General features: G+C 45.7%; 22 protein-coding genes and 1 pseudogene. 7 read left to right on the top strand and 16 right to left on the bottom strand.

The genetic code is table 11. From position 1 onward, the window contains the following. Positions 1 to 30 precede the first annotated feature (30 nt). The 4 genes from JNE38_RS24620 to JNE38_RS24635 all read right to left on the bottom strand — a co-directional run bounded on the left by JNE38_RS24620 (position 31) and on the right by JNE38_RS24635 (position 4,007). Complete coding sequence (locus JNE38_RS24620; RefSeq protein ID WP_203357731.1) at positions 31 to 1,080, bottom strand: LLM class flavin-dependent oxidoreductase; 1,050 nt, start codon at positions 1,078 to 1,080, stop codon at positions 31 to 33. A gap of 61 nt (positions 1,081 to 1,141) precedes the next feature. Beyond that, complete coding sequence (locus JNE38_RS24625) at positions 1,142 to 1,423, bottom strand: ArsR/SmtB family transcription factor (protein WP_203353726.1); 282 nt, start codon at positions 1,421 to 1,423, stop codon at positions 1,142 to 1,144. Between the two features lie 721 nt (positions 1,424 to 2,144). Then, entirely contained in the window at positions 2,145 to 2,633 is a 489-nt protein-coding gene (locus JNE38_RS24630) for a hypothetical protein (protein WP_203353727.1), read from the bottom strand. A gap of 252 nt (positions 2,634 to 2,885) precedes the next feature. Beyond that, positions 2,886 to 4,007: an NAD(P)/FAD-dependent oxidoreductase gene (locus JNE38_RS24635; RefSeq protein WP_203353728.1), complete on the bottom strand. Its 1,122-nt coding sequence runs from the start codon at positions 4,005 to 4,007 to the stop codon at positions 2,886 to 2,888. 305 nt (positions 4,008 to 4,312) lie between these two features. On the opposite strand from JNE38_RS24635, the gene JNE38_RS24640 reads away from it, so the two are divergent. Further along, entirely contained in the window at positions 4,313 to 5,554 is a 1,242-nt protein-coding gene (locus JNE38_RS24640) for a DUF4073 domain-containing protein (RefSeq protein WP_203353729.1), read from the top strand. 255 nt (positions 5,555 to 5,809) lie between these two features. Here JNE38_RS24640 and JNE38_RS24645 read toward each other — a convergent pair whose 3' ends face one another. Then, on the bottom strand, positions 5,810 to 7,384 hold the full coding sequence (locus JNE38_RS24645) for a glutathione ABC transporter substrate-binding protein (RefSeq protein ID WP_203353730.1): 1,575 nt from the start codon (positions 7,382 to 7,384) through the stop codon (positions 5,810 to 5,812). Positions 7,385 to 7,466: 82 nt separating this feature from the next. Further along, entirely contained in the window at positions 7,467 to 9,041 is a 1,575-nt protein-coding gene (locus JNE38_RS24650; protein ID WP_203353731.1) for a glutathione ABC transporter substrate-binding protein, read from the bottom strand. A gap of 803 nt (positions 9,042 to 9,844) precedes the next feature. Between JNE38_RS24650 and JNE38_RS24655 the strand changes: the two genes are divergently transcribed. Both JNE38_RS24655 and JNE38_RS24660 read left to right on the top strand, forming a co-directional pair. Beyond that, complete coding sequence (locus tag JNE38_RS24655) at positions 9,845 to 10,129, top strand: hypothetical protein (protein ID WP_203353732.1); 285 nt, start codon at positions 9,845 to 9,847, stop codon at positions 10,127 to 10,129. A 35-nt stretch (positions 10,130 to 10,164) separates the two neighbouring features. Continuing rightward, the gene (locus JNE38_RS24660) at positions 10,165 to 11,019 is read left to right on the top strand and encodes a carboxypeptidase-like regulatory domain-containing protein (protein ID WP_203353733.1); all 855 of its coding nucleotides are present in this window, start codon (positions 10,165 to 10,167) and stop codon (positions 11,017 to 11,019) included. 202 nt (positions 11,020 to 11,221) lie between these two features. On the opposite strand, the gene JNE38_RS24665 is transcribed toward JNE38_RS24660, so the two are convergent. Next, positions 11,222 to 12,091, bottom strand: a complete 870-nt coding sequence (locus tag JNE38_RS24665) for a LysR family transcriptional regulator (RefSeq protein WP_203357732.1) — start codon at positions 12,089 to 12,091, stop codon at positions 11,222 to 11,224. Between the two features lie 166 nt (positions 12,092 to 12,257). Here JNE38_RS24665 and JNE38_RS24670 point away from each other — a divergent pair, with 166 nt between their 5' ends. Beyond that, positions 12,258 to 13,235: a DMT family transporter gene (locus tag JNE38_RS24670; protein ID WP_203353734.1), complete on the top strand. Its 978-nt coding sequence runs from the start codon at positions 12,258 to 12,260 to the stop codon at positions 13,233 to 13,235. 260 nt (positions 13,236 to 13,495) lie between these two features. On the opposite strand, the gene JNE38_RS24675 is transcribed toward JNE38_RS24670, so the two are convergent. Next, positions 13,496 to 13,903 carry a hypothetical protein gene (locus tag JNE38_RS24675; RefSeq protein ID WP_203353735.1) on the bottom strand — a complete coding sequence of 136 codons (408 nt, stop codon included), beginning with the start codon at positions 13,901 to 13,903 and terminating at the stop codon, positions 13,496 to 13,498. A gap of 248 nt (positions 13,904 to 14,151) precedes the next feature. Here JNE38_RS24675 and JNE38_RS24680 point away from each other — a divergent pair, with 248 nt between their 5' ends. Next, positions 14,152 to 14,733, top strand: a complete 582-nt coding sequence (locus JNE38_RS24680) for a hypothetical protein (protein ID WP_203353736.1) — start codon at positions 14,152 to 14,154, stop codon at positions 14,731 to 14,733. Between the two features lie 143 nt (positions 14,734 to 14,876). Here JNE38_RS24680 and JNE38_RS24685 read toward each other — a convergent pair whose 3' ends face one another. From JNE38_RS24685 to JNE38_RS24695, 3 genes and pseudogenes are all read right to left on the bottom strand, one after another. Next, entirely contained in the window at positions 14,877 to 15,608 is a 732-nt protein-coding gene (locus JNE38_RS24685) for an NADPH-dependent F420 reductase (protein WP_428993738.1), read from the bottom strand. Continuing rightward, positions 15,553 to 15,948, bottom strand: coding sequence for a MerR family transcriptional regulator (locus JNE38_RS24690; protein WP_203353738.1), 396 nt, complete (start codon positions 15,946 to 15,948; stop codon positions 15,553 to 15,555). The genes JNE38_RS24685 and JNE38_RS24690 overlap by 56 nt, the downstream gene beginning before the upstream one ends. A 369-nt stretch (positions 15,949 to 16,317) precedes the next feature. Then, positions 16,318 to 16,527, bottom strand: a pseudogene (locus tag JNE38_RS24695) (stalk domain-containing protein); the annotation flags it as partial. A 347-nt stretch (positions 16,528 to 16,874) separates the two neighbouring features. On the opposite strand from JNE38_RS24695, the gene JNE38_RS24700 reads away from it, so the two are divergent. Next, entirely contained in the window at positions 16,875 to 18,212 is a 1,338-nt protein-coding gene (locus JNE38_RS24700; RefSeq protein ID WP_203353739.1) for an amidohydrolase, read from the top strand. 522 nt (positions 18,213 to 18,734) lie between these two features. On the opposite strand, the gene JNE38_RS24705 is transcribed toward JNE38_RS24700, so the two are convergent. Next, on the bottom strand, positions 18,735 to 19,199 hold the full coding sequence (locus tag JNE38_RS24705) for a hypothetical protein (protein WP_203353740.1): 465 nt from the start codon (positions 19,197 to 19,199) through the stop codon (positions 18,735 to 18,737). Positions 19,200 to 19,545: 346 nt separating this feature from the next. Between JNE38_RS24705 and JNE38_RS24710 the strand changes: the two genes are divergently transcribed. Continuing rightward, positions 19,546 to 19,971, top strand: a complete 426-nt coding sequence (locus JNE38_RS24710; RefSeq protein WP_203353741.1) for a hypothetical protein — start codon at positions 19,546 to 19,548, stop codon at positions 19,969 to 19,971. A 108-nt stretch (positions 19,972 to 20,079) separates the two neighbouring features. On the opposite strand, the gene JNE38_RS24715 is transcribed toward JNE38_RS24710, so the two are convergent. The 4 genes from JNE38_RS24715 to JNE38_RS24730 all read right to left on the bottom strand — a co-directional run bounded on the left by JNE38_RS24715 (position 20,080) and on the right by JNE38_RS24730 (position 23,035). After that, positions 20,080 to 20,376 (bottom strand): hypothetical protein, encoded by a 297-nt coding sequence (locus tag JNE38_RS24715; protein WP_203353742.1) that lies wholly within the window; start codon positions 20,374 to 20,376, stop codon positions 20,080 to 20,082. Positions 20,377 to 20,651: 275 nt separating this feature from the next. Beyond that, a complete protein-coding gene (locus tag JNE38_RS24720; RefSeq protein ID WP_203353743.1) occupies positions 20,652 to 21,275 on the bottom strand; it encodes a hypothetical protein in 624 nt (207 codons plus the stop codon). A gap of 207 nt (positions 21,276 to 21,482) precedes the next feature. After that, a complete protein-coding gene (locus JNE38_RS24725; RefSeq protein ID WP_238933452.1) occupies positions 21,483 to 22,343 on the bottom strand; it encodes an IS3 family transposase in 861 nt (286 codons plus the stop codon). Positions 22,344 to 22,357: 14 nt separating this feature from the next. Further along, a complete protein-coding gene (locus JNE38_RS24730; RefSeq protein ID WP_203353744.1) occupies positions 22,358 to 23,035 on the bottom strand; it encodes a helix-turn-helix domain-containing protein in 678 nt (225 codons plus the stop codon). Positions 23,036 to 23,609 lie beyond the last annotated feature (574 nt).

Genomic DNA, 23,609 nt, shown 5'->3' on the forward strand with positions numbered 1-23,609 from the left:
CGTGCGAATCATACCTAAATAAAAATCCTCTTATTGCTTGGCAAGCTCCTTACGGACAATAGGTGCAACCTTAGTACCGAGAAGCTCGATCGTCCGTAGCAATTCGCGATGCGGAAGTGAGCTGAAATCGACGTACATAAGGAAACGGGTCAAGCTTAAATTCTGCTGTGCAAGCAGAATCTTCTCCGCCACATATTCTGGATCTCCAACATATAAGGCACCACGAAGGTCGCAAGCCTTTTCGAACGAGTCACGAGTGTAATGTGGCCACCCTCGTTCCCGTCCAATCTGGTTCATCTGCTCTGCCATCACGGGAAAGTACCGTTCCGCGGCAGCTTCAAACGAATCCGCAATGAAACCATGGGAATGCGTTGCAATCTGCAAATTGCCGGAATCGTGCCCTGCCTTCTCGGCGGCTTCCTTATATAGTTTCACCAAAGGGGCAAACCGTTCCGGCATCCCACCGATAATCGAGAAGATCACAGGAAGTCCAAGCGTGCCGGCTCGAACCGCTGATTCCGGACTGCCACCTGTGCCAATCCATACGGGCAGCGGATCCTGCTGTGCACGGGGATATACGCCCATATTGTTAATTGCCGGGCGATGCCCTCCACCCCAGGTCACCTTCTCCGCAGTTCGTATTTTCAATAAAAGTTCAAGCTTCTCTTCGAACAACTCTTCGTAATCGTTCAGGTTATACCCGAACAACGGAAACGACTCAACGAAAGAGCCGCGTCCGGCCATGATCTCGGCCCGCCCTTTTGATAGGCAGTCCAGCGTTGCGAAGTCCTGATATACACGGACCGGATCATCCGAAGAGAGCACCGTTACGGCGCTAGATAGCCGAATCCGCTTGGTTGTGGATGCTGCAGCTGCAAGAATGATAGCCGGAGACGAGCTTGTATAGTCGCTCCGGTGATGCTCGCCAATAGCATACACATCGAGCCCAACTTGATCAGCCAATTGAATCTCCTCGATCGCTTGACGCAGCCTCTCTGCCGGCCAGACACGTCCAAGATCAGGCCTTGTGTGGAGAAAAGTGGTAATTCCCAACTCCATGATCTTTGACTTTTCTTCCATCATAGTTTCCTCCCTAAACAATTCGTCACTTCTAGAAATGTAGAAATGCGTTTCAAAAAAATTACGCCAGCAAATAAGGCGCAAATTTCTCTGCAACTTCTTGATTAACACTATAGTGAATATACGATCCATTCTTACGCGAATTGATTAAGCCAGAGTCGGTTAATTGCTTCAGATGATGCGACAACGTTGAGCCAGCCACCGTTTCGAGTCTTTCGCCAATAGCAGTAAAGCATTGATTACTCTCCTTTGCTAGCAGCAAAGCGATTTTTAAACGCGTGGGTTCACCTAAAGCTTTGTATACTTTGACCGCCTGCCCCATTTCTTCTTCGTTTTCAGCCATGATGATCTCCTTCCAAAGTGTTACTCTACATTTCTATAAGTGTCGAACTGATCTTAGCACCTCATTGTTGAAATGTAAAGGGCTACATTATTGCTTGCCTGCTTAGGAAAGCCTAGATAGTAGCAACCGCCATGCTAAACTGCCCGTAGCGTAAAGCCCCATCATTAGTCTAATACACTATATGTTCTCAGTCTAAAACATTATTTTCACAGTCTCATACTTTATTTTCTTTGGACAGCTCAAGGTATAAGCAAGTAATCCTACATATCTGATATTCCTGGTTTCCATCCTACTTCTTGCGACCAAGTACGAGCTTTCCGTAAAATATTCCAAACAATCGGTCCTTTTCCTTCAACATATTTAACACGTTCGTTCCTGTAAAGTTCCATTAATCGATGTTTTTCTTGAGCGTACCATTAAACAATCTGTAGGATTGTTCAGAAAAACTACCGCGGTACAATACGAATAGCCAAATGTCCCAAAGAAGTTCTTAATTTTGAAGCGATATCATTGAACAGACTTTTCCTTTCAGGGTCATGTTTAGATATCCTCCATTGATCATCCATAGTAATCTCCTTTGATTGTAGTGGTTTTTAGAAACGCATATCAATATTACCATAATTTAGTTGGCGTTATTAAGCATAACTGCCCGTTAGCATAATGAAGTGGCGGCAGTCCAATACTTTTGGCCAGCCCAAAACCAATAAATAGAGGTGCGATCTTATACTTGTGCTTGATTAATCTTATACAAGCTGATGGCAAGTTCTAAGGATCGGTTTATCTCAGATACAACCTGCAGGGCAGGAGCCAGAGAGTCTTCAATGCCATCCACGAAGAGATCTAGGTGGAACTTCAACGTATGACCCAGCTGTCTGCCATACGGCGTCACAGGCGGCAGCGCAAACGGCCGCAGCTGCATCTTGTGGCCGCCTCTTGCACAATCGCGGACAAACCAGCCGAGAAACTCAAGTGCATGCCAACCTTCCTGTGACGGCTGCAGCACAAGCTCAAATTGAATCAGAACCTCATTGTCCAGCCCTCCCCCGGTACGCAGCAGAGCGGCATGTGGCAGATGAGCATACTCGGTTACGAAAAGCAGCTCCGCATCCACAGATGACAAATCATCCACACCGCTAATGGCAGAATCGACACCGGCTAGGCTGCACAAGGTTTGGTGAAATTGTTCAATTTCAGGGGGATACCCGCTCATTGTTCTTCCTCTTTTCTTTTGGTATGTTCTTCATCTGTGATTAATCCGCCAAGCAGAACTGGCTCCGATGATCCCGGTAGCCTGTAAAATTGCTTACTATATTCTGGAGATAACCACCTCACTAATAATAATACCACTTATTGGAACTATATTACCGTTAGCTTAAAGCAACTCCCAGACTACAACTTTATTCCAGAAATTCGACCTCTTTGTAATTCGTGTATTTCAGCTTGTACTACCGGGGATGAGGCTTTAATCCCCGATTGCACCAGCCACATCGTAATTTTCCAAATGAATATCGATTTCCAGTCCAAGAGCAAGTTTTGCCAGTTGTAGTCCGATATAAGGCCCCATCGTTAGCCCCGATGCACCCAATCCATTTGCAACGAAGATTCTTTCCCAGCCGGGTAAAGCTCCTATGACAGGGAGAAAACCTGGAGTGAACGGGCGAAAACCTACTCTTGCTTCTAGAAACGTGCTATTAGCTAAGGCGGGAGCTATTTCTAATGCTTTATTGAAAACTTCCTGCAAGCCACCAGCCGTTATACGAGTATCGAAACCCTTCATATTGTTTTCATGCGTGGCGCCAATGACAATTCTTTTATCATCAAATGCCAACAAGTACTGATCATTCGGCGGAATGACGACGGGCCAGTTGTCCGTGTCCGCTTCTGGCAATTCTAAATGAACGATTTGAGCTTTTTGGAAGGATACTTTGAAATCTACGCCTAGTGGCTTTAGTAATTCATTTGCCCACGCGCCAGCACAAACTATCACTTTATCAGAATATATAGGTGTATCTTCAACAATTACTCCTGTTACACATGTTCCACTATATTGGAGGGTGGCTTCCCCGTTTAAAAGAGTAGCGCCATTTTTTATTGCGGCGCTCAAAAGGGCATCACGGAGGGCACGTCCATCGACACGGGCGGCTCCGTTAATATGTACTGCGGCGTAGTTTTCGGCAAGTGGAGAAAACAAAGCATTTGCTTCGCTTGGTGTGAGCTGAGTGATTTCCCCAACTTCAGGAGCATCCTCTCTGCGTTTTAATGCACGTTTTTCCAGTTCAATAAGCTTTTCTATGTCCCTGTGTATACTGAGGGCACCAACACGAGCATAACCGGTGTGCATTTCTCCATCCCTTTGGAGATCTTCTATCAAGGATGGATAAAAACGTGCACCTTCCTTTGCAAGTTTATACCAAGCTTGATTGCGTCTCTGTGATAACCACGGACAAATAATCCCCGCAGCTGCATCAGTTGCTTGTCCTTTATCTTTCCGGTCAACGATGATCACGTCTGCGCCTCTTTTTGCCAATTGATAGGCAGTAGAAGCTCCTAGAATCCCCGCACCAACTACAATAAACCTTTGCATTTTTCAGCATCCTTTTCGTTTCTAAGCGAATTTTACTTTGCATTTCCCAGTACTATTAAACAACTGGGGTAAGTTCCAGTCAAATTGTTGCGAAGAAGCGTTGAAGCGTGTTGTGGACTGAGAATAGGGCTTCTTTCGGGTAGCTCCTTTTTATATGGATCAAGAATAGTGCGGAAGGACCATTTTTGTGGGATTTAGCAAACCTTAGTATTGGATTTACGTTTTATTAATTTTGTTTCTTTACCATGTAATCGAAACACACAACTGAATTCCACAAAAAAACAAAGGTGAGGAGAGAATTCAAAATGAAAAAGGTCGTATCCGGCTTGACAGCTTCTGCTATCCTTTTTGGTGGTTTGCTCCCAGTTGTCGATTCTGTTCAGGCTGAGGACAAGTTTTCTGAAAAAAAGGCTACGATGACGTTCGATGTAATTAGTGACATTCAAGGAGACCTGAAAGACTTTGCTCACGTTCTGCAAGACATCAGCAAGGACAATCCAAAGTCCGAAGCGCTGATCGTCAACGGTGACATTACACCCCGCGGTTACGATTTTGAATATCAGGCCGTACAAGATGTACTGGATCAAAATCCGCATCCCAAACAGGTCTGGTACAGCATCGGAAACCATGAGTTTTATGTGCCGAAGTGGAAAAATCCCCAAACGCTCGCCCAAAGCACGTGGCCCAATGGCACAACGGAAGAGGAGCTGTTTGATAACTTCTACCAATTCAGCGGCGAAGAGAAAGTCTATCATAAAAAAGAAATCAAAGGATATCCTTTTCTATTCCTTGGCACGGAGAAATACATGAAATACCACGATCCAAAATTGTGGGATGAAGTATTTATGAGCGATGAACAGCTGGACTGGTTAAAAGAAAACCTGGAACACTACCAGAAACAGGACAAGGACAAACCGATCTTTATCTTCTCCCATCACGTGCTCCCGGATAGCGTCTCCGGTTCCAGACAAAATCCTTATCTGAACGATTACCTGAATGTGGACAAGCTCCTCGATATCCTCAAAGACTATCCACAAGTGGTTTTCTTCACCAGTCACACTCACTGGGACCTGAACTTGCCAGACTGGGCAGGCAAAAAGAAAGTAGACGGCGGAGACAAGCGCGGATTTACCGTGGTGAACACGGGTGGCATTGAAACAGGGTGGATGTCGGCCGGTCCAAACGGCGGCGAAAAGGTGACCCCGGATGGCGGGACTTTCAAACAAGGTCTGCGCTTGGGCGTGTACGGTGACGATGTCGTCATCCAGGCGTATGACTACAAGCATGACAAAGTAATCAAGGAGCTTGGCATCCACAAGGGGAAAATTGAGCAGTTGCCGCCGAATGTCTTGGCTGACGATGAGAAAAACGAACTTGTCGGGGCGACTCGATACATGGAGTACAGCGTAGCAGGGCAGGACAACTGGCAGGATTTCGATCCGGAAAATCCGCCTATTTTTACAGGAAACCAGGTCGTGTTTGTCCGGCATAAAGGGGAAATGAACCTGGAAGACGGATTACCAAAAAAAGTCACATTCAAAGAGTAACGAAAGACAAATCCAAAAGCGGACATATCCAGCGGATCACAAGTGCCACATGGAATTGACGGGACATGTCCATGCGTTCCTCCTCAGCCGACAGACTTGAGCTCTCTTTTGTAATGCGGTTGCCATTCCAGCCACGATGATCGGCTTACCGGAGCCATGGGTAGCCGGGATTGCGATGGCTTTTAGCTAGCTGTCGGTTGTTCTGAACTCGCTGCGGCTGAGGGGGAGCAAATGGAGAATCATTTTCCGTTGCGTTTAATGAATCTTGACCTCGTTTATCATCAGATATCCAGAGGGGCTGATCCAAAAATCTTGAACATTTTTGCTTATGGCCGTAACATGTTCTAAATTGCGAATAGGAATCAGCAACGCGTCTCTTACTTCAATCTCTTGAGCTTTGGCGTAAATTTCTTTGCGCTTGGCGGGGTCTTGTTCCCTTCGGCCCGCTTCGATCAGGGTATCCAATTCCGGGTTGGTGTAATTGAAGCTGTTTCCTCGTCCGGCTGAGTTCGTGTGAAACAGATTGTACTGATTATAGTCGGCATCTCCCGTTGCGTTCCCCCAACCGCTGATAAACATGTCGTGCTCTTTTTTGACTTCGATCGCATCGACAAAGGCTCCGTATTCCATCACTTTTACTTCAACGTCAATTCCGATTCCCTTCAATTGAGATTGCACGACTTCCGCTACATTTACTCGGTCTTTCCGGTCATAGGTCCAGATTGTTGTTCGAAATCCATTGGGATAGCCGGCTTCTGAGAGCAATTCTCGTGCTTTGTTCAGATCGTATGGGTACGTTTTCACCTCAGGGCTGTACCCAAACACCTTGGGGCTCAGAGGAGAGTTTGCTTTCGTACCCACATTATTGTAGACGCCTTTAATAATGGCATCGGTTTCGATCGCGTGACTGATGGCCCGACGGACGCGAACATCATCAAACGGCTTCTTCTTCACGTTAAACCCGATATATTCTGTACCAAGCGCCTCGCTTCGATAGACGCTCATCTTGTCCGATGATTCGATTTGCTCAATCGCGGTTACGGGAAGCGGCTCAGCGATGTGCGCCTCTCCCGTTTCAACCATCGCAATCCGCGTGGTATCCTCAGGCACAACTCTAAAGACTACTTGATCGATTTTGGGCTTATCACCCCAGTAGTTCTTATTTTTCACAAGCGTAATTTCCTGGCCGGGCTTCCATGACTGAAACGAAAATGGTCCTGTCCCGACAGGATGCTTCGATAAATCCTTGCCATACTGGTCAATCGCTTTCGGGCTGAAAATGCTCCCTTCATGGCTGGCCAGGATGGAAAGAAGGGGAGCAAACGGCTCGGTGAGGATCATTTGGACCGTATAGTCATCCACGGTTTTTACTTCTTTTACCTTTCCGAATACGGTAGCCCGGGGCGAGGCTGTTTTCGGATCCAAAATGCGATCAAAGGTCTTTTTGACTGCTGCTGAGGTGAAGGGTGTCCCGTCATGAAATGTAATCCCTTGACGAAGCTTGAACTCCCAGACAACATCGTTGATCTGTTTCCACTCCGTGGCGAGCAACGGTCGAAACTCCATGTTTTTGTCGCGTGTCACAAGTCCTTCATAAACCTTTTGGTGAACCACGCTTGCGGCATTGAGTGTAGAACTGAATTGGGGGTCCAGATTGTCTGCGTCTGACAAGCGAGCGATAATCAATGTCCCGCCATCCTTGGGGGCTTCTGAGATATTTTTGTGTTCGGCTCTCTCTTTCGGGCTGGGAGAGCAACCGATGAGAGCTGTTGTCCATGCGACAGATATAGCGAGTAACATCCGAAGCAACTGCTGTTTGGTTTGCGCCATGCCAAGTCTCCTGTCTATTCTTCCATCTATCTTCCTGTTTTTGGAGCGGGGCGATTCTCTTCTCCTTGATCGTGTGCATCAGCTATTCAATGCTGACGTCATGCAGCATATGCATACTGACCGGGTTAATCCAAAAACCTTTCACGTTTTTGCTGACAGCGGCCAGAATCTCTGGATTGCGGTAAGGAATCAAGACTGCATCTTTTATTTCAATTTCTTGCGCCATTGCATAGATTTGCTTGCGCTTTTCAATGTCTGTTTCTCGGCGCCCCTGTTCAATTAGTTTGTCAACCTCAGGATTCGAGTAGAACCAACGGTTACTAAAGCCTTGAGAACTGCTATGGAACAAGTTGAATTGGTTGTAATCGCCGTCGCCCGTAACGTTTCCCCAGCCTCCGAGGAACATGTCCTGCTTTCCGGCCATGACTGCATCAAAATAGGCGCCGCTTTCCATTGTGACAATCTCGACATCAATCCCTATGCCTTTTAATTGTGATTGTATGACCTCTGCTACATTAATACGGTCTTTAAGATCGATAGTCAATATGGTCGTTTTGAATCCGTTGGCGTACCCTGCTTCATCCAGCAGCGTCTTGGCCTTGTTTAAGTCATACGGATATCCTTTAATATCTGGGGTGAATCCCAGCACCTTTGAGGACATAGGCGTGTGCACGAGTTTACCGACATCGTTGTACACCCCCTTGATCAGTGATTCTTTATCGATGGCGTAACTGATCGCCTGTCGTACACGCACATCATCGAGCGGCTTCTTTTTCAAGTTAAACCCGATGTATGCGACCTCAAGCAAATCGCTTCTGTAGAGGTTCATGGATGGGGAGGACTTGACGCGTTCCAGCTCTGTAACCTGCAACGGTTCTGCAATATGCGCTTCTCCCGTCTCCACCATTGCGATGCGCGTCGCATCCTCAGGTACAACCTTAAATACGACTTTCCCCACTTTCGCCTTTTTGCCCCAGTAATTGTCATTCCTCAACAAGACGACCTCTTGTCCAGGTGTCCAGGACTGGAAGACAAATGGACCTGTTCCTACGGGATGCTTCGCAAGATCTTTGCCGTATTGTTCAATCGCTTTTGGGCTAAGGATACTGGCTTCGTTGCTCGCTAGAATGGAGAAAAGCGGAGAAAACGGATATTTCAGAATAAATTGGAAGGTATATTCGTCAATCACTTTCACTTCTTTTATCATCTCAAAGTCAGATGCTTGCGGAGCCCCAACCTGGGGGTCCAACACTCGCTGAAAGGTCCTTTGAACTGCCTGTGCGTTAAACGGGGTGCCGTCGTGGAAATGGATGCCTTGCTGCAGCTTGAATTCCCAGGTCGTATCATTGAGCTGTTTCCACTCGGTAGCGAGGAGTGGTTGAATATTCATGTCTTTGTCCTGTTGTACGAGAGTTTCATAGACTTTCTGGAAAATGACATTTTGAGATTCAAAATCGGTGAGAAAATGAGGGTCAAGTTTTTTTGCGTCAGCTTGCCGAGCAATGACCAGTGTACCTTGTTCATTGGGTGTCGCAGTAGTTGTTTGTTTGTTCGTATTCGATATATTTGCTTCTTGCCCGGTTGAACATCCGGACAATGAGGCTGCCACAACGATACTGAGCGCAAATAGCGTACTGAGGAACGTTTTTTTCTTCACGCTTTTTCCCCCTTAGTCATGTTTGACCCGTGTTTCAGAGCTGCATCATGCATCTGTGTCAATTCGGAACGCGCTCATCCCCCTTTGCAGCTGGAATTTGCGAAGAACCTCTTGTTGAACACACTTTCCTACATAATAGGGGGAAAATAATGTTTGTATTTTCAAAATCTTTACAATATTTTAAGGTATATTTACTTAATCCTTTTTACTTATCAAAACGTTTTTATGGAACTCGCTGTCCAGTGAAAATAAAGTCTTAGACTGCCGCTGTTGCTATTGAACTATCTGAACCCGTTCGTTCAACGTTTTCTATTACGATTGGGGCACTGGTCCATTACTTCCCAGTTCTTAAACTGATGAAGTCGAAAAGTCGCCTACGAACAAGCTGCTTCCGAACAATTCCTGGACGCTACCCGCATGCGCCTGAATCGTAGCGTGTTGAGTCTGACCCTTGTCGTCAGCCGCGCCGCAGGCGACGAGGGGCGATCGTATCGCCGCTGACAGAAAAATGCTTACCCATCGTTGTACTCTTTTCGTACGCAAAAGCTCCTTCTTGCAAGATACCCCTATCCTAGAGGAGAGATATCGATATCTGGTGCAGACGAGATCAATATCGGGTGAAAATGTAACAACCGAAGCGGGCAATGGGCAGGAGGCCATTTTCGGAAAAATTCCCAGCCCTGTTCCCAGCATTATCCTGTATTTCTCCCACTGTATTTCCTGACCGTTACTCATGAAAAGGTGAACACTGACGAGATAAGATAAGGGACATAAACCAATTCATTTTTATGGAGGTTATGACAATGAGCAAAGGATTCAAGATGATTGTAGTGGCTGGGTTACTCACAGCAATTGCCTTTCCAGCAGCGGTGAGCGCCAAGCCGGAAGCTAAGCCAGAGATGGCTCCCGCAATAAAAACGACAAGGATAATCGCTGCCAAACCAGAAGCGAAACCTGAGGTGGCTTTCGGGGTAAACGCGACTCGGTTGATTGCTGCCAAACCAGAGGCGAAGCCTGAGGTGGCTTTCGAAACAAACGCGACTCGGTTGATTGCTGCCAAACCAGAGGCGAAGCCTGAGGCGGGTTAACCGTACGAAGATTTTCTGAATAGGAGTACGATGAGATGATCAAATTTAGGAAACAATTGACGAGCTTATCCCTTTTGGTGGCAAGTTGTCTTGCGTTCATCGGAGTCGCGGATGCCTTTAGCGAAACGCAGTCTGCCGTCGTTTCAAAGCCTACTCATGCTGCGCAACCGAAAAAACCAGCACCTGCACCTGCTCCGAAGCCCCTCCCCTCTGCCGGGAAAGTAGAGCCCTACGTTGTGAAAGGCTATTTACGTAACGCGCAGGGAAAGCCAATTCCAGGAGTTACGATCCATGCAGATAACCAATTGTTCTCAGACAGCAACTTAGGAGCGGTGACCGATCAGAATGGATTTTATCGGATCCAATTGCCTCACCTTCCAACGACCTGGATTATGTCTACAAGTTTCACTCTCCCCTATAACGGCAAGGAGCAACGGTTTTATTTAAGGTCTGACGTCGATCAACCATTCGCCGGAAGTTCAGGGGCTATTCGCGATTTCACCTTGAAGGGTGTCGTAGGACATATCGAAATCCACCCCGATTTTTGGTCGTTTGACGATGGCTTGCCGCAATTTGAGATGAACGACTTAGAAATTACACTCACACCTGTCGGGCCATTGTTTGACGGAAGCTCCGGCAAAACGATCACAACACGTGCAACGGCACTCCCAACAGGTGGCCACGGAGTAGATAAAATCCCGCTCGGCCGGTACAAAATATCCGCTCTCTGGAAGCCGGAGGGCCACTCTCCCATGCCTATGCTGATTAAAATTACAGGCAATGGCAATTTTGCACAGTCGGTCGAATTCGATTTCTATAATCCATTGGGTTCACCGTCAATCTTTGTAAACCAGTTTGATACCAAGTTAGACAGTCAAAACGGAAAATAGCACATAGAATGCGCGGGGGCCTAAATTAGTATAGAAGCCGGGGGAAACCGATTCGTTTTGGTTTTTCCCAGCTTCTTTTTTATTCCTCTTGGTTCGAGGTTCGACATGCACGCTGGACACGAAAATAAAGTCCTAGACTGCCTCTGTTTCATTGACCTAACGAACCCGTTAGCGAAGGGGACAGGCTTTTCCCTTCAGTAAATTAGTTCTCGCAGGTAATGATCTTTTGCTGGCTGATCTCGTCCAGGAACGACTGCATCGTGCTCGTGATGACGGCGTCCTTTCTGCGTATGAAAACCGTAGACACTTCCTGATAAGGTTCCGGTACCCGATGAAGATGAATCGTCCCGCTTTCAGCCAGGCTGCTCACGGATGATTTCGGCAAAATGCTGATCCCGATTCCTGCAGCGACTCCGCCGATGATCGTGTCAAACGTTCCGAACTCCATCACCTTACTCGGAACCAATCCCTCCAGCTTCATCCAACTCTCCAGCCTCTCGCGATACCCACAGCCTTTTTTATACAAGAGCAACGATTTTCCCGTCATGTCATTGACTGTGAAGGAGCTGCTTTTGGTGACGAGCACAAGCTCTTCGTGGAAAACGTGCACCTGTTCAATCAGCGGATGGTTGATCGGGCCTGTGACGAACGCTCCGTCCAGATCCACATCCAGAACCTCCTGAAGCAAATGCTCTGTTACTCCTGCCTTAAGAGATAAATCCACATGCGGATACTGACCGCAGTAAGAGGATAAGAGGGCGGGAAGCGCATTGATCGTTTCCACCATCCCGATTGCAAGGACCCCAGAAGGCACGGACGATTGATGGAAATAACGATACATGTCATCCATTTTCAACAGGATTTCCCGTGAGAATTCCAGCAGTCTCCTCCCTTCTGTATTCAGTGTCATTCCTCGCTTATTTCGATAAAACAAGGGAGTCCCCAGCTCTTTTTCCAGCAGCTTGATCCTGGCCGTAACATTGGATTGAACGTAGCTCAGCTCGGATGCTGCCTTGCTCACGCTGCCTAATGTGGCCACCATTTGGAAAATCTTCAAATCGTTCAGCTCCACCTGTTCCCTCTCCTCGTGCTTCCTCCCCATGGGAGGTCTCTTGTCTTTATCCATCACCAAAAGTGATACATAAAGTTATTATCAATCATTATACTATCTTATTTCCATCCCTTATGATTTGGAAGGAATCAATAATCAGCTTTAGATTGAAAGGGAGAGCTTTTACATGAAAAACAAACAAATCATCATAGGATCAATCTTATGCATGATCGCAAGCATGTCGTGGGGAGCGATGTTTCCAGTTGCCCACATCGCTCTGCAGCAGATTGATCCTTTCTACTTCTCGTTTCTTCGCTATTTCTTCGTTACGGTCATTTTGTGTGGCCTGCTTTGGGTAAAGGAGGGCTTTTCTGCCTTTCGCTTGGAGGGACGCGGGAGGGCTTTGGTGTTCTTTGGAACGATGGCATTTACAGTCTACAACATGGGGGTCTTCCTGGGACAGCATCTCATGGGCGAGGCAGGCACCATCGCCGCATCCATCATGGAAGTACTCATGCCGATGATCTCCATCCTCCTGTTGTCCGTCACCACGAAAAAAATGCCCCCCTCCTATGCGCTAACCAGCATCGCCATCGCCTTGGCTGGCGCATTGCTTGTGATTACGAATGGGAGCCTGGCCTTCTTCGCCAAGGCGAGCGAGCAGCTTTTCCCGTTGCTGCTGATTTTTGCCGGTGTGATAGGGTGGGTCATATACTCCATCGGCGGAGGGCGTTTTAGTAGTTGGTCAACTCTGCGTTATTCGACGTTGACATGTTTATTGGGAACTGCAGTTTCTTTCGTGGTGGTTGCGATCGCGTCCCTTTTTCAGTGGATTCCCGTCCCTACGTGGGAAAGCGTGGTTTCCATCAAGTATGAAATGGCTTTCATGGTCCTATTGCCTGGACTCGCCGCCCTTTTGAGCTGGAATGCTGGCATCAAAGCGCTGACTCCGTTAAACGGCATTTTATATATCAACCTGGTCCCGATCACTACCTTTATCCTGATGTCTTTTCAGGGCTACGAGATCAGCATGTTTGAGTTTTACGGTACCTTGCTCGTCATTTTTGCTCTGATCCGAAACAATCATTTTCAGAGAAAACAGCTTGGCTACGCGAGAAACAGGAAGAAGGAACATTCCATCCCTGTGACGCGCCTCCTTGAGTAGAAGAGTAGCGACAGTGTTAGTTAAAAATCATGTAGTAGACCGGGAACTTTTATAGGTCACCACTCTTCAAGTTTTGATTACTTAGTTTTAGGCTGATCGAAAATAAATAGGCAGCGGCAGCTACAGACTCAAAAATAAAGTCTTAGGCTGCAACTGCCTTTATTCAACTATCGAACCCGTTAGTTGAACTACATGTGGATACATTATGATCGAAGGATGGAGTGTACACACATCTGTAAATAATGAACGAGCACGATCACCTATAATTTTCCACTCGGCTTATCTCCTAATAAGCCCAATAAAAACATTTGCGAAAAAGCGAAACCCTTGGACGTTTTGGAGACAATTGAAGGAATTGTCAAGTTCAGGTCCAAGTAGGTTGATATGATTTGATCTGTGAATTCCTTTTGATTCGTTAAGGAGTATTCTTGCAAACGCTGTGCAAACTCCTTATTCACCTTTTCTCTCCCACCAAACGCTTGCTGAAGCTGGTAGCCTGCCAGATACAAATCAGATGCTAAGGCTTCATCAGATTTCTGATGTTCAGCCACATAGCTGGAAATCCAGTCTCTCACTAAAGATGAGGTATCTTTATTGTTTTCCTTGGCGATCTGTTGAAAAAGCTCTTTTAGTTCTTTTGACAAGCGTATATGCAAATTAGCATCCATCTAACTAATACCTCCTTCTATTACGCATAAGTTAATCATACATGGCCGTGAACACAACGTCAACACACTGTGTTTACAACGTTCGCACGCGAATTAATTGTAGAGCTACACTGTATCAAACTGACCGTTAGATAAGCAAAGGCTGCCGGTATTAACACCAGCAGTTTCTATTTGTGTTTGTTCCACTATCGAACCCATTAGTTTAATAAATATCACAAATTTGGGGAGTTTAACTAATAGGTGATTAAATGAAAAAAATACTTCTTTCCGTACTTGTGGCTTTAATATCAACGTTTCATTCTTATACTATCTTTGCACAGTCACAACCACAAACTGATACTGAGCTGACATTAAAAGAAGCATACCAATTAGGCTTATCAATAGCGAAAAAATGGGATTCAAGGGTCACTTTGGGTCAAATGGGAAGTATAGATGACAACAAAATAGGAAGTAAAGGTGCAGACGGTAAAAGAAGAAAATGGGGCTTAATGTTTTTTGTACCTGGTGAACGGAAATCTGTTGCCATGTATATTCATGACAAAAAAAATACCGTATTTGTAACCTCAAAAAGCACAATTAAATCCGATTTTTTAATATCATCTCGAGATGTTGTTTTAGATAGTCCAGCCATACTCCAAATGGTAAAATCAAAATTCAATCTTAAACCGGGTAAGAATTGGGCTGTAGGATATCACTTCTTGCTTTATAGGTGGAATGGTAAGACAGTTATGGGCGTACTAGGGTTAGATAATGAGGGGAAAATGACAAATATATTTGTTGATGCAAAAACAGGTGAGTTTTTGCAATTCCTCCCAGAATCACGAGGATAATTCTTTGTTAAACTGCCCTTTAGCTTAACGCGGCTGCCGGATAAACTCCAGCAGCCTCTGATGTATTTGCTAAGCTATCGAACCCGTTAGTTTAATCCCCCACACCTCTTTTAGTGATTCGGCGCAATAAAAACGAACCCGGTTTAAGACGGCTGCGCTTCTTCCCTTCGCAGCACCCGGATCGCGTAGTCGCGGCCGAACCGCGGCGAGAGCACAGTCCAGAACGAAAAGAGCGCCTTCTCGATCTCGGCCATCGCTTCCGCCCCACCCGTATCCACCATGTCGAATCCGGCTTCTGCGCCCAGCAGGAGAACGGTTTGCTTGGCTTCTTCGTTGTCGCTGCTCATGAAGAGCGTGGCGTTCGCCACGCCGAACCGCGGGTTCGCGAGCGCCTCCCACGTCGACGTATGGAACGCCCGCACGACGCGTGCGCCGTTTGCGAGCCTCCGCACTTCCTCGTCCGCCGACCGCCCATCGAACAAAATCGTCGCATTGACGACGATTTTCCGCCGCAGGTCTCCCGCCTCCTCCAGCACTCGCTCGATTTCCGTGCCGGGAACGGCCAATACGACGACTTCGCTGATTGCGACCGCTTCCTTGACGGACGCCGTCGCGGCGTTCGGGCCGATCGACTCGAGCAGCTCACGCATCCGTTCGCTTTGCGGATCCCGCGAACCGAACGTCACCGGGTGACCTTTCGCCGCCCATGCTTTCCCCAACGTACCGCCGATGTGTCCCGAACCGATTATTGCAATGTTCATGCGGGCATCTCCTCTGCAAGAGTTCTTGGAGGCGCGAACGCCGGAACTATCGAAACGTTTACGGCGTCCCGTCCAACAGTTCGTTGTACAGGCGAATGTTGTTTTTCGTCCGATCGATCAGCTCGTCGAGTTCGCGGCGCTGCGTCTCCATCCGGACCAAGTTGTCCGTCAGCAGGACGATTCGATCCCGGAGAACGGCTTCGTCTCCATCTTGCATCGACGAGAGTTCGGTCACGCAGCGTTTCGTGCTCGTGAACATCTTGATTTCTTCCAAAGACAATCCCAGCCGTTTCAAACATTTCAGTCCGGACAGCAATCGGAGATCGTCGTCGCTAAACACGCGCGCGCCGCCTGGCCATTTGCGCTGCGGCTTGAGCAGTCCGATTTTCTCGTAATACCTGAGCGTATCATGTCCGAACCCCGTCATCTCTACGACTTGACCGATCGTGTACAACGAGCGCACCTCCTTTCATACCGCATTCTACATGCTGGAGTCGACTCCAGGTCAACCCCGATTTTGCAGTTAGGTTTGCCTTGCGTCATCTCCCACCGTGCCTGTCTTAGGTTGTTGACTATCCCATAATCCATATAAATCACCGAGTATCGGGATGACAATACATGCAATACAAGCAATTAGATAGACTACAAACTTGTTTATACTTTGATCTCCTTTGTAGTCAATGCGATTTATACATTAATACGTTTCCTATTTAAAAATGTTGCCTTTGATTGAGTCATGGATATGTGGAATAAGACCTTATTTCTATCCCGCTAATCTGCCCGTAGCTTAATTCCGTTCCCAGTCTTATACTATATTTTCTCAGTCTACATCCGCACCGAGTCCTTCGGCGATGACACGGACCGGAACAAGGGTCCGACCATTTTTGATCTCAGGTGGGACCTCTGGAGTAACAGCTTGTCCACCGATCATGAGGTTGACGGGTTCCTCCTTGGCACTGCTTGCCGCCGCCCAACCGGGGATGAACAGCAGGACCAGCAGTGATAGCAGCAGAGGGTACAATCGTCTTTTCATCCTGACCTCCTCCGTGATGTCTGTTATCTGTGGAAAACGTCTTGACGTTTTTCATAAACGAGGATGCGACCGCTTGCGGTCAAACAAAACGGTCATGACCGTTTTGTTTCGCTGGCTTCAGCAAACGTGCAACGTTCACCATTCTATTAGACGCTAATTGATCTGTAAGGTTATAATCTATAGGAACCAAAAATAGAATGGTGTCGTTTCACGGCGCTTTTTCGGCGGCTTTGCCTAACATTCACGATAAATTCTCCTTCTTCCACTTTAGTAGATTATTTAATTTTCTGAATTTTTAGTATATAATAATGAACATGTTCATTAGTCTCAGCTAAAGGAGGATTTCCATGATCTTAAAAAAGAGAACCAAGCTACTGCTTTCACTTTGTGCCACTGCTTGCCTGCTCGTACCAAACGGTGGAGCGGTCTTGGCCAACTCGGCCGATTCAGCCTACACAATGATTGACCAGCGAGCAAAAGCGATCGAGCAGAAGCTGATCAACTGGCGGCACGATATTCACCAGAATCCCGAATTGGGCAATCGGGAATTTCGCACGTCCAAGCTAGTAGCCGACCATCTAAAAAGTCTAGGGCTGGAAGTGCGAACAAACGTAGCAAAAACCGGTGTGGTCGGTGTTCTTCGCGGGAAGCAGCCAGGACCTGTCGTCGCCCTTCGTGCCGACATGGATGCATTGCCGGTCGTTGAACAGACTGACTTCCCCTTCAAGTCAACGGTCAAGTCTGAATACAACGGAATGGAAGTTGGTGTAGCTCATTCCTGCGGCCATGACACGCACACCGCCATTTTAATGGCCGTGGCCGAAGTTCTGACGGGCATGAAGGATCAACTGCCCGGAACAGTCGTTTTCGTATTTCAACCAGCGGAAGAAGGTGCCCCTGCGGGTGAAGAAGGCGGTGCGAAGCTGATGATGAAGGAAGGCGCTCTGGACAATCCCAAACCAGAAGCCATCTTCATGCTTCACACTTCATCCGGCATGAATGTCGGACAGGTCTCTTATGTATCCGGGCCTTCTACTGCTAGCGCCAACGCCTTCAAATTAAATGTCAAAGGAAGCCAGACCCATGGCGCCATGCCCTGGCTAGGTGTTGATCCCATAGTCGTCTCTTCGCAGATCATTACGGCGTTTCAAACGATCGAGAGCCGCCAAGTAAACGTGATCAAGGAGCCTTCCGTCCTGTCTGTCGGCAGCATTCACGGCGGCAATCGAAACAACATCATTCCAGATGAGGTAGACATGGAAGGGACGCTTCGTACTTATGACGAAGGGATGCGGCAAGACATTCTCAAACGTATGGAGCGAACAGCCACTATGATTGCTGAGAGCGCTGGTGCCAAAGCAAAGCTGACAGTGGAAGAAGGCATCCCCACCGTAGTCAATAACCCCGATCTCGTGGCACAAATGGCTCCGACCTTGAAGCGGGTCGTAGGCGAGAAAAATGCGAACGTAGGCAAAAAGGGCACGGCTGCGGAGGACTTTTCTTTTTTCTCCAATGAAATCCCTGGAATGTCCGTCAGTTTTGGAGTTACAGCCGCGAACGAAGATCCTGCCAAGGCGGCCCCCAACCACTCGCCCCTTTTCAAGGCGGACGATGCCAGCCTGATCGTCGGCACCCGGGTTCTGGCTAATCTGGCAATCGATTATCTGAACTCCCACAAAAAATAAGCGTTATCTCATTTTGCTGGAAGCTGGTGAATAGGCTGATCATATTGATCAGCCTATTTCCTTTGTTTGATCACGGCAGGATTGGAGAGAACCTTTGTCCTGCACTCGATCGTGAATTCATCCACCGTGTCGTTTATTGTCTTTTGGAACCAAAAAATATCAAAATAAAAAAGTGCCGGTTCTCGGCACTTTTTATATGGTCAAGATATTCCTATTCCAATTCTCTTTCCTCGAAATCATAATCAACTGGTCCCGGAGCGACTGGGCGTTCTCCAAGGCAGGAGTGTCTGGGCGAGCGATTTGGTAAACTGCGCCACCTGTTCAGAAAAAATACAGTATTAGACTGATGTTATTGATTTGATGCTATTTGTGTCTAAGAAAGCTCTTTACCTTTGAAAAATAGGTATTAGACTATTCAATCCTTCTATACATAAAGGCCAGTCAAAACACAAAAATAAAGTGTTAGACTGGCCTGGTTTATTGAGCTATCGAACCCGTTAGCGTAATGAAGTTCCAGTTTATTTATTCTAGCCCTGGTATTCTTATTTTCTGTTTTTGCTTTATTCCCAAATATGAATAAGTTATTATTGCACTCTCGGGGTTCTTTATGGTTTCCTTCATAATTTCAGCGAGATAGTCAACATTAACGCCTTGGCTGCTGGTTGTCCAATTTCTCGTACTTGTATAGACTCTATGACTTGGTATTAATAGTGGAGTCATTGGTTTTCCATCAACTGTTAGGCCATTTATCTTAATGCCTTCAAAGTCCAGTAATTCAATTTCTAATAACTTAATCTTCTTATCGCTTGCGTTGACTAACCTAAAACCATACTTTTGTTCGGTATTTAGCGAACTAGGTGCAGCCGACTCAATCATTTCGTGTGAGGAATCAATGATGAATGCACCTCTGGATTGAGTGAAGATGTAGTAGTACGATACCCCAAAAATGGCTACAACTATTAAAAATATTGAAATTAATCTTCTCAAATACAACCCTCCTACTTATCGCATCATCCCCTCCAATAATACCATATATTGGAATTGACGTAGCACCTTTTATTAGAGCGTTCCTGATTTAACAAAACGTATGTTTTGTAAATCCATAAGGGACCTATCATGTAACCTTTACTTAATGGCCACCGTCCTCCTCAATACTGAATAGTCCAGGGCTCTTGTGCTTGGAGATAAGATCCATCACCCACCGCCACGAATTGTTAGCTTTGTTCTACTCGAAAAACAGCCAAGAGCATCGTTTGCATGCTTTTTCACCCCCTGTTTAATTTTTTGGAACTAGCACTAATACTGGACGTATACGTATTTTGAGGTGATTCAGTTGGCTATATTTTTCTTTGTTTTATGCGCAATTGCTTTATTCGCAACTATTATCCTCGGTCTAATCCTTCGAAAAAATAAAGCTGCACTCATTGGAATCATCATAGGAGGCCTAGTGATTTGTACTCCATTATTGTTACTTGCCGACTGGGGTCTAATAAACCTGCACAAGGACGAAATAAATCGAGTAATAACAAAAAACCATGGAGCAGTCCTTGGGATTGAGGCAGTGGAAGCTCGTGACACACCTTTTTATCCGGAAGAAAGCAACAGTAATCGTTATTACAAAGTAACTTTCGAACTAAATAAAAACCATTACATTGGCTGGTACAGGGCTACAAATTCCATTAATGACTTACACTCGAAACCTTCAAAAGGATATCCTGAAAAGTGGATATTGCCAGTTTCTCTTGAAACCAGCTATTAGACCATTTTCCAAGGAATGATCTTGAATCTGCCAATGAGTAACTCGTGGAATACCTTAAACACTTGAACATACATCTTTGTTACTTTCCTCTAACATGAAACACACCAATTACGTTTTCACCATCAACGTCATATAACGGAATATCACGACCACCTGGTGGCCTCTGTTCTGTATCTCAATGGCTTCCTCGGGTGATTTTGATTGCTCACCGTCTAAGTCTTTTTTCAGCACATATACTGCAACTCCATTCATTCTTCCTACATGGATTAAGTCAGGTAGCATTTCAAGGGAAGTGGCTTCTTCAGAAGAACCGTATGTCTGTCTATTTTCATCTTCAGGATAGTAAGGAGGATTTGTGGGGCTTTGATTAATCGTGCTTTTAACAAATGTGCTTTGGAACACCATTGCACCTCCCACTACACAAACGATAAAAAGCAAACTAATCCATATTCTGGTACCTTTAAAATACATCCTCGCATTTGTTCACTCCCTAAAAATTTCTCACCCTTCACTCTATAGCCGTTGGTCCTATCCTTGTCACTTCTTATTCGACACCAAATAATGGGAAATTCCGCAAATCAGTCCATTAGCATAAAAAGGCAGCCAGTTGTTAACGGCTGCCATTATTATTAGATTGATGAACTTTCGAACCCGTTAGCGTAATACAATGCGATACTCTACTATTCTTTAATTTGATATATTCCGAAAGTTACTGAGTCTTTTTCATGAACGCCTAAATGATGCCACAAATAGACTGAGTCCCCAACTTTCAACATAGTTCCAAACTTCGAATTTTGTCCTACCCAACCCTCTGTTCCATTTGTCTCCTTGTCGCCTGTCGAATAAAGCAATGCATCATCCTTATTACTCCAAAATGTAATTTTCGCGCCTTTAACTGCAGCCAGTTCGTTAGTTAATCTTATCAAATATAATTTCTGTAAATCGGTATTCTCTGGTACTTCTCTAATATAATTTGGTGAAAAAACAATGGTTTCTTCCGAAGTATCCGAGATTATTTCAAAAGGAAAAACTTCTCCTTGAACTACAGTGGATACTACCTTAGCGTAGCTATTTAGATCTTTCTTAATTTGGTCTAATGACTCCTTTTGTGTTTTATGTTCGTCTTCCTTTTTTTCAATAATTTGAGTCAGATCCTTCAGTTTGTTCTCCAGTTGATTATGCTGGTTACTTGGAAGTACTATTTCTTTCCCCTTGATTAAGGAAATGCCCATAAAATTTGAAATCCATGCGAAACATGCCATTAGAAATATACCTGTAACAACACCAATAATAAACTTTTTCATTCCATGGTCCTCCCTAAATAATTCATCTGACAGTTATAAGACGCCATCATCATTCCTGTAGTTTCTATAAATTTACAATACTCACAAAACGACATGAATATTATATTCACAAGGGGGTTAAAGAAACTATCCAGCCAAAGAGTTAACGAGGCTGCCGGATCTTGAACTGCACCCCGTCAAGTAGACATTACAAATAATAAAAACCGGTTAAGCGGCCTTGGTCCTGAATTCCATGGGACTGAGGCCGTCTAATTTTGCCTGTAATCGTTCGTTATTGTAGAAATAAATGTAGTCCTTAATGTCTTTTTCAAGTTCCTCAAAGGTACTGTATGTATTCAAATAATACTTCTCGCATTTCAGTGTTCCCCAGAAAGCTTCCATGGGACCATTATCGATACACCTGCCAACTCGGGACATGCTCTGGACCACTTCGTGCCCAAACAATCTTTTGAACCTCGAAGAGGTATACTGGAAACCCCGATCACTGTGGAGCATAGGCTTGTTTACCCGTACCGTTTGCAGGGCCGATTTCACCGTTCGAATTACCAGGGCATTGTTGTTGGAATGACCGAAAGCGTACGAGACAACCGTGTTGTCATGTAAATCCAGAATTGCGCTTAAATAGGCCTTCTTTCCACTGCCGTATTTGAATTCCGTAACATCCGTTACCCACTTTTCGTTTGGTGCTGCTGCATGAAACTCACGGTTTAACAAATTCTCGGCAATATGTTGAGGAGTTGATCGTGCATATTTCTTTCTCTTCCTACGAATAACCGATTGGACACCGGCCATCTTCATTAGGCGTTTCATCCGCTTGTGGTTAATTCGCAGTTTGGTTTGTCGGCGTAAATGAAGTGTCAATCGTCTATACCCGTAGATTCCCCCAACCTGCTCATGGAGTAAAAGCATAGCCTGAATCAGTTGTCGGTTTTCCAGTTCACGCAAACTAGGCTTGTGGTTACGCCATTTGTAATAACTTGACCGTGGAACCCCTGCAATTTCGCATAGTAGCTGTAGACTAAACTCTCCTTCCTGCTGAATGGACTGGATTGCTAAATAAACATGCACCTGTCGGTGCTGCCTTAAACTCGCCTCCTTTGGAATTCCTGTAACTTTTTTAAGAAAGCAATCTCCGCTCGAAGCCGCTCATTTTCATACTCCAACTTCTTCATCGCCATCTTTTCCTGCTCTGTTTCAGTTAGCTCTTCAACAGGCTTCTTCCGACCACGACGATCCTGTAGGGCATCTAGCCCGCCATCCTCATATTTCTTGACCCATTGGTATACTTGTTGATAAGACACTTGATACTGGCTCGCCGTCTCCTGATAGTCATGTTTATGTGCAAGACAGTAGTGAACGATGTCAATTCGCTCCTGCCATGTTGTAGCCCGACCTTTCGTCATAGCTTTTGCTCCTTCGTTATACGATTTTAAGCTGCTATGACCATTATACTTGTCTACCCAATTCTTGAGTTGGGTGCGGCTGGCGATTTTATATTTATCGATGATTTCATATTGGGAGTAATGACCGGTTAGATAATCTTGAACGGCTTGAAGCTTAAGCTCCACCGAGTAAGTTCTATTGTAAGATTGAATCTCTAACCCTTTGTATCCGTACACCTCATATCGCCGTCGCCATTTCACTACGGTTGTTTTGCTAATACCGTATGTTTTAGCAGCAGCCATAACACCAATCTGACCGCTATCGATCTCCAGAAGGATGGCCAGTTTTTCTGACGCAGTAAATTGTACTTTAGACATGAAAATGCTCCCCTTTATTAGCAGGTTTCATTATTTCACCTGTCTACTTAAAGGGGAGCATATCATCTTATCCAGCAGCCTCTGATGTATTGTTAAGCTATCGAACCCGTTAGCTTAATCAATAAACCTACATTAAGACCGCTTCCAGTAATCAGAACGTCAGTCAAGATTAACCGTCCATTTGAGCGTAGTCTGCGACTGACTACTGAAAAAATGGAATTTGTGAAATAGTGTAGTATGCCAAACTCCATCAAAACGAAATCAAATTTGCCCAACGTTTCTTCGCTCGGTATATTTAACACATCTGAACAAATATAATCGATTTCCACACCCGCAGCAGCTGCAACTTCAGTGGCGTATAACCGATTTCTGTAGATACATCTACTACAGTAACTTCAGCACCAAGCAACGCTAGGGATATTGCTTTCCGACCATGCGAACCAAGTAAGTTAATAACTCGTTTGCCTGCTGGATTACGGCGGATGCCCAAATTTCGCAGACGAGTACGTACGGCATTTGGGGAGATCTTAACAATTAGTTGTTGCGCGTCTATATGGGCATCCGTATGCTAAGA

Origin of the sequence: Brevibacillus choshinensis (genome assembly GCF_016811915.1) — a bacterium.
GTDB lineage: Bacteria > Bacillota > Bacilli > Brevibacillales > Brevibacillaceae > Brevibacillus > Brevibacillus choshinensis_A.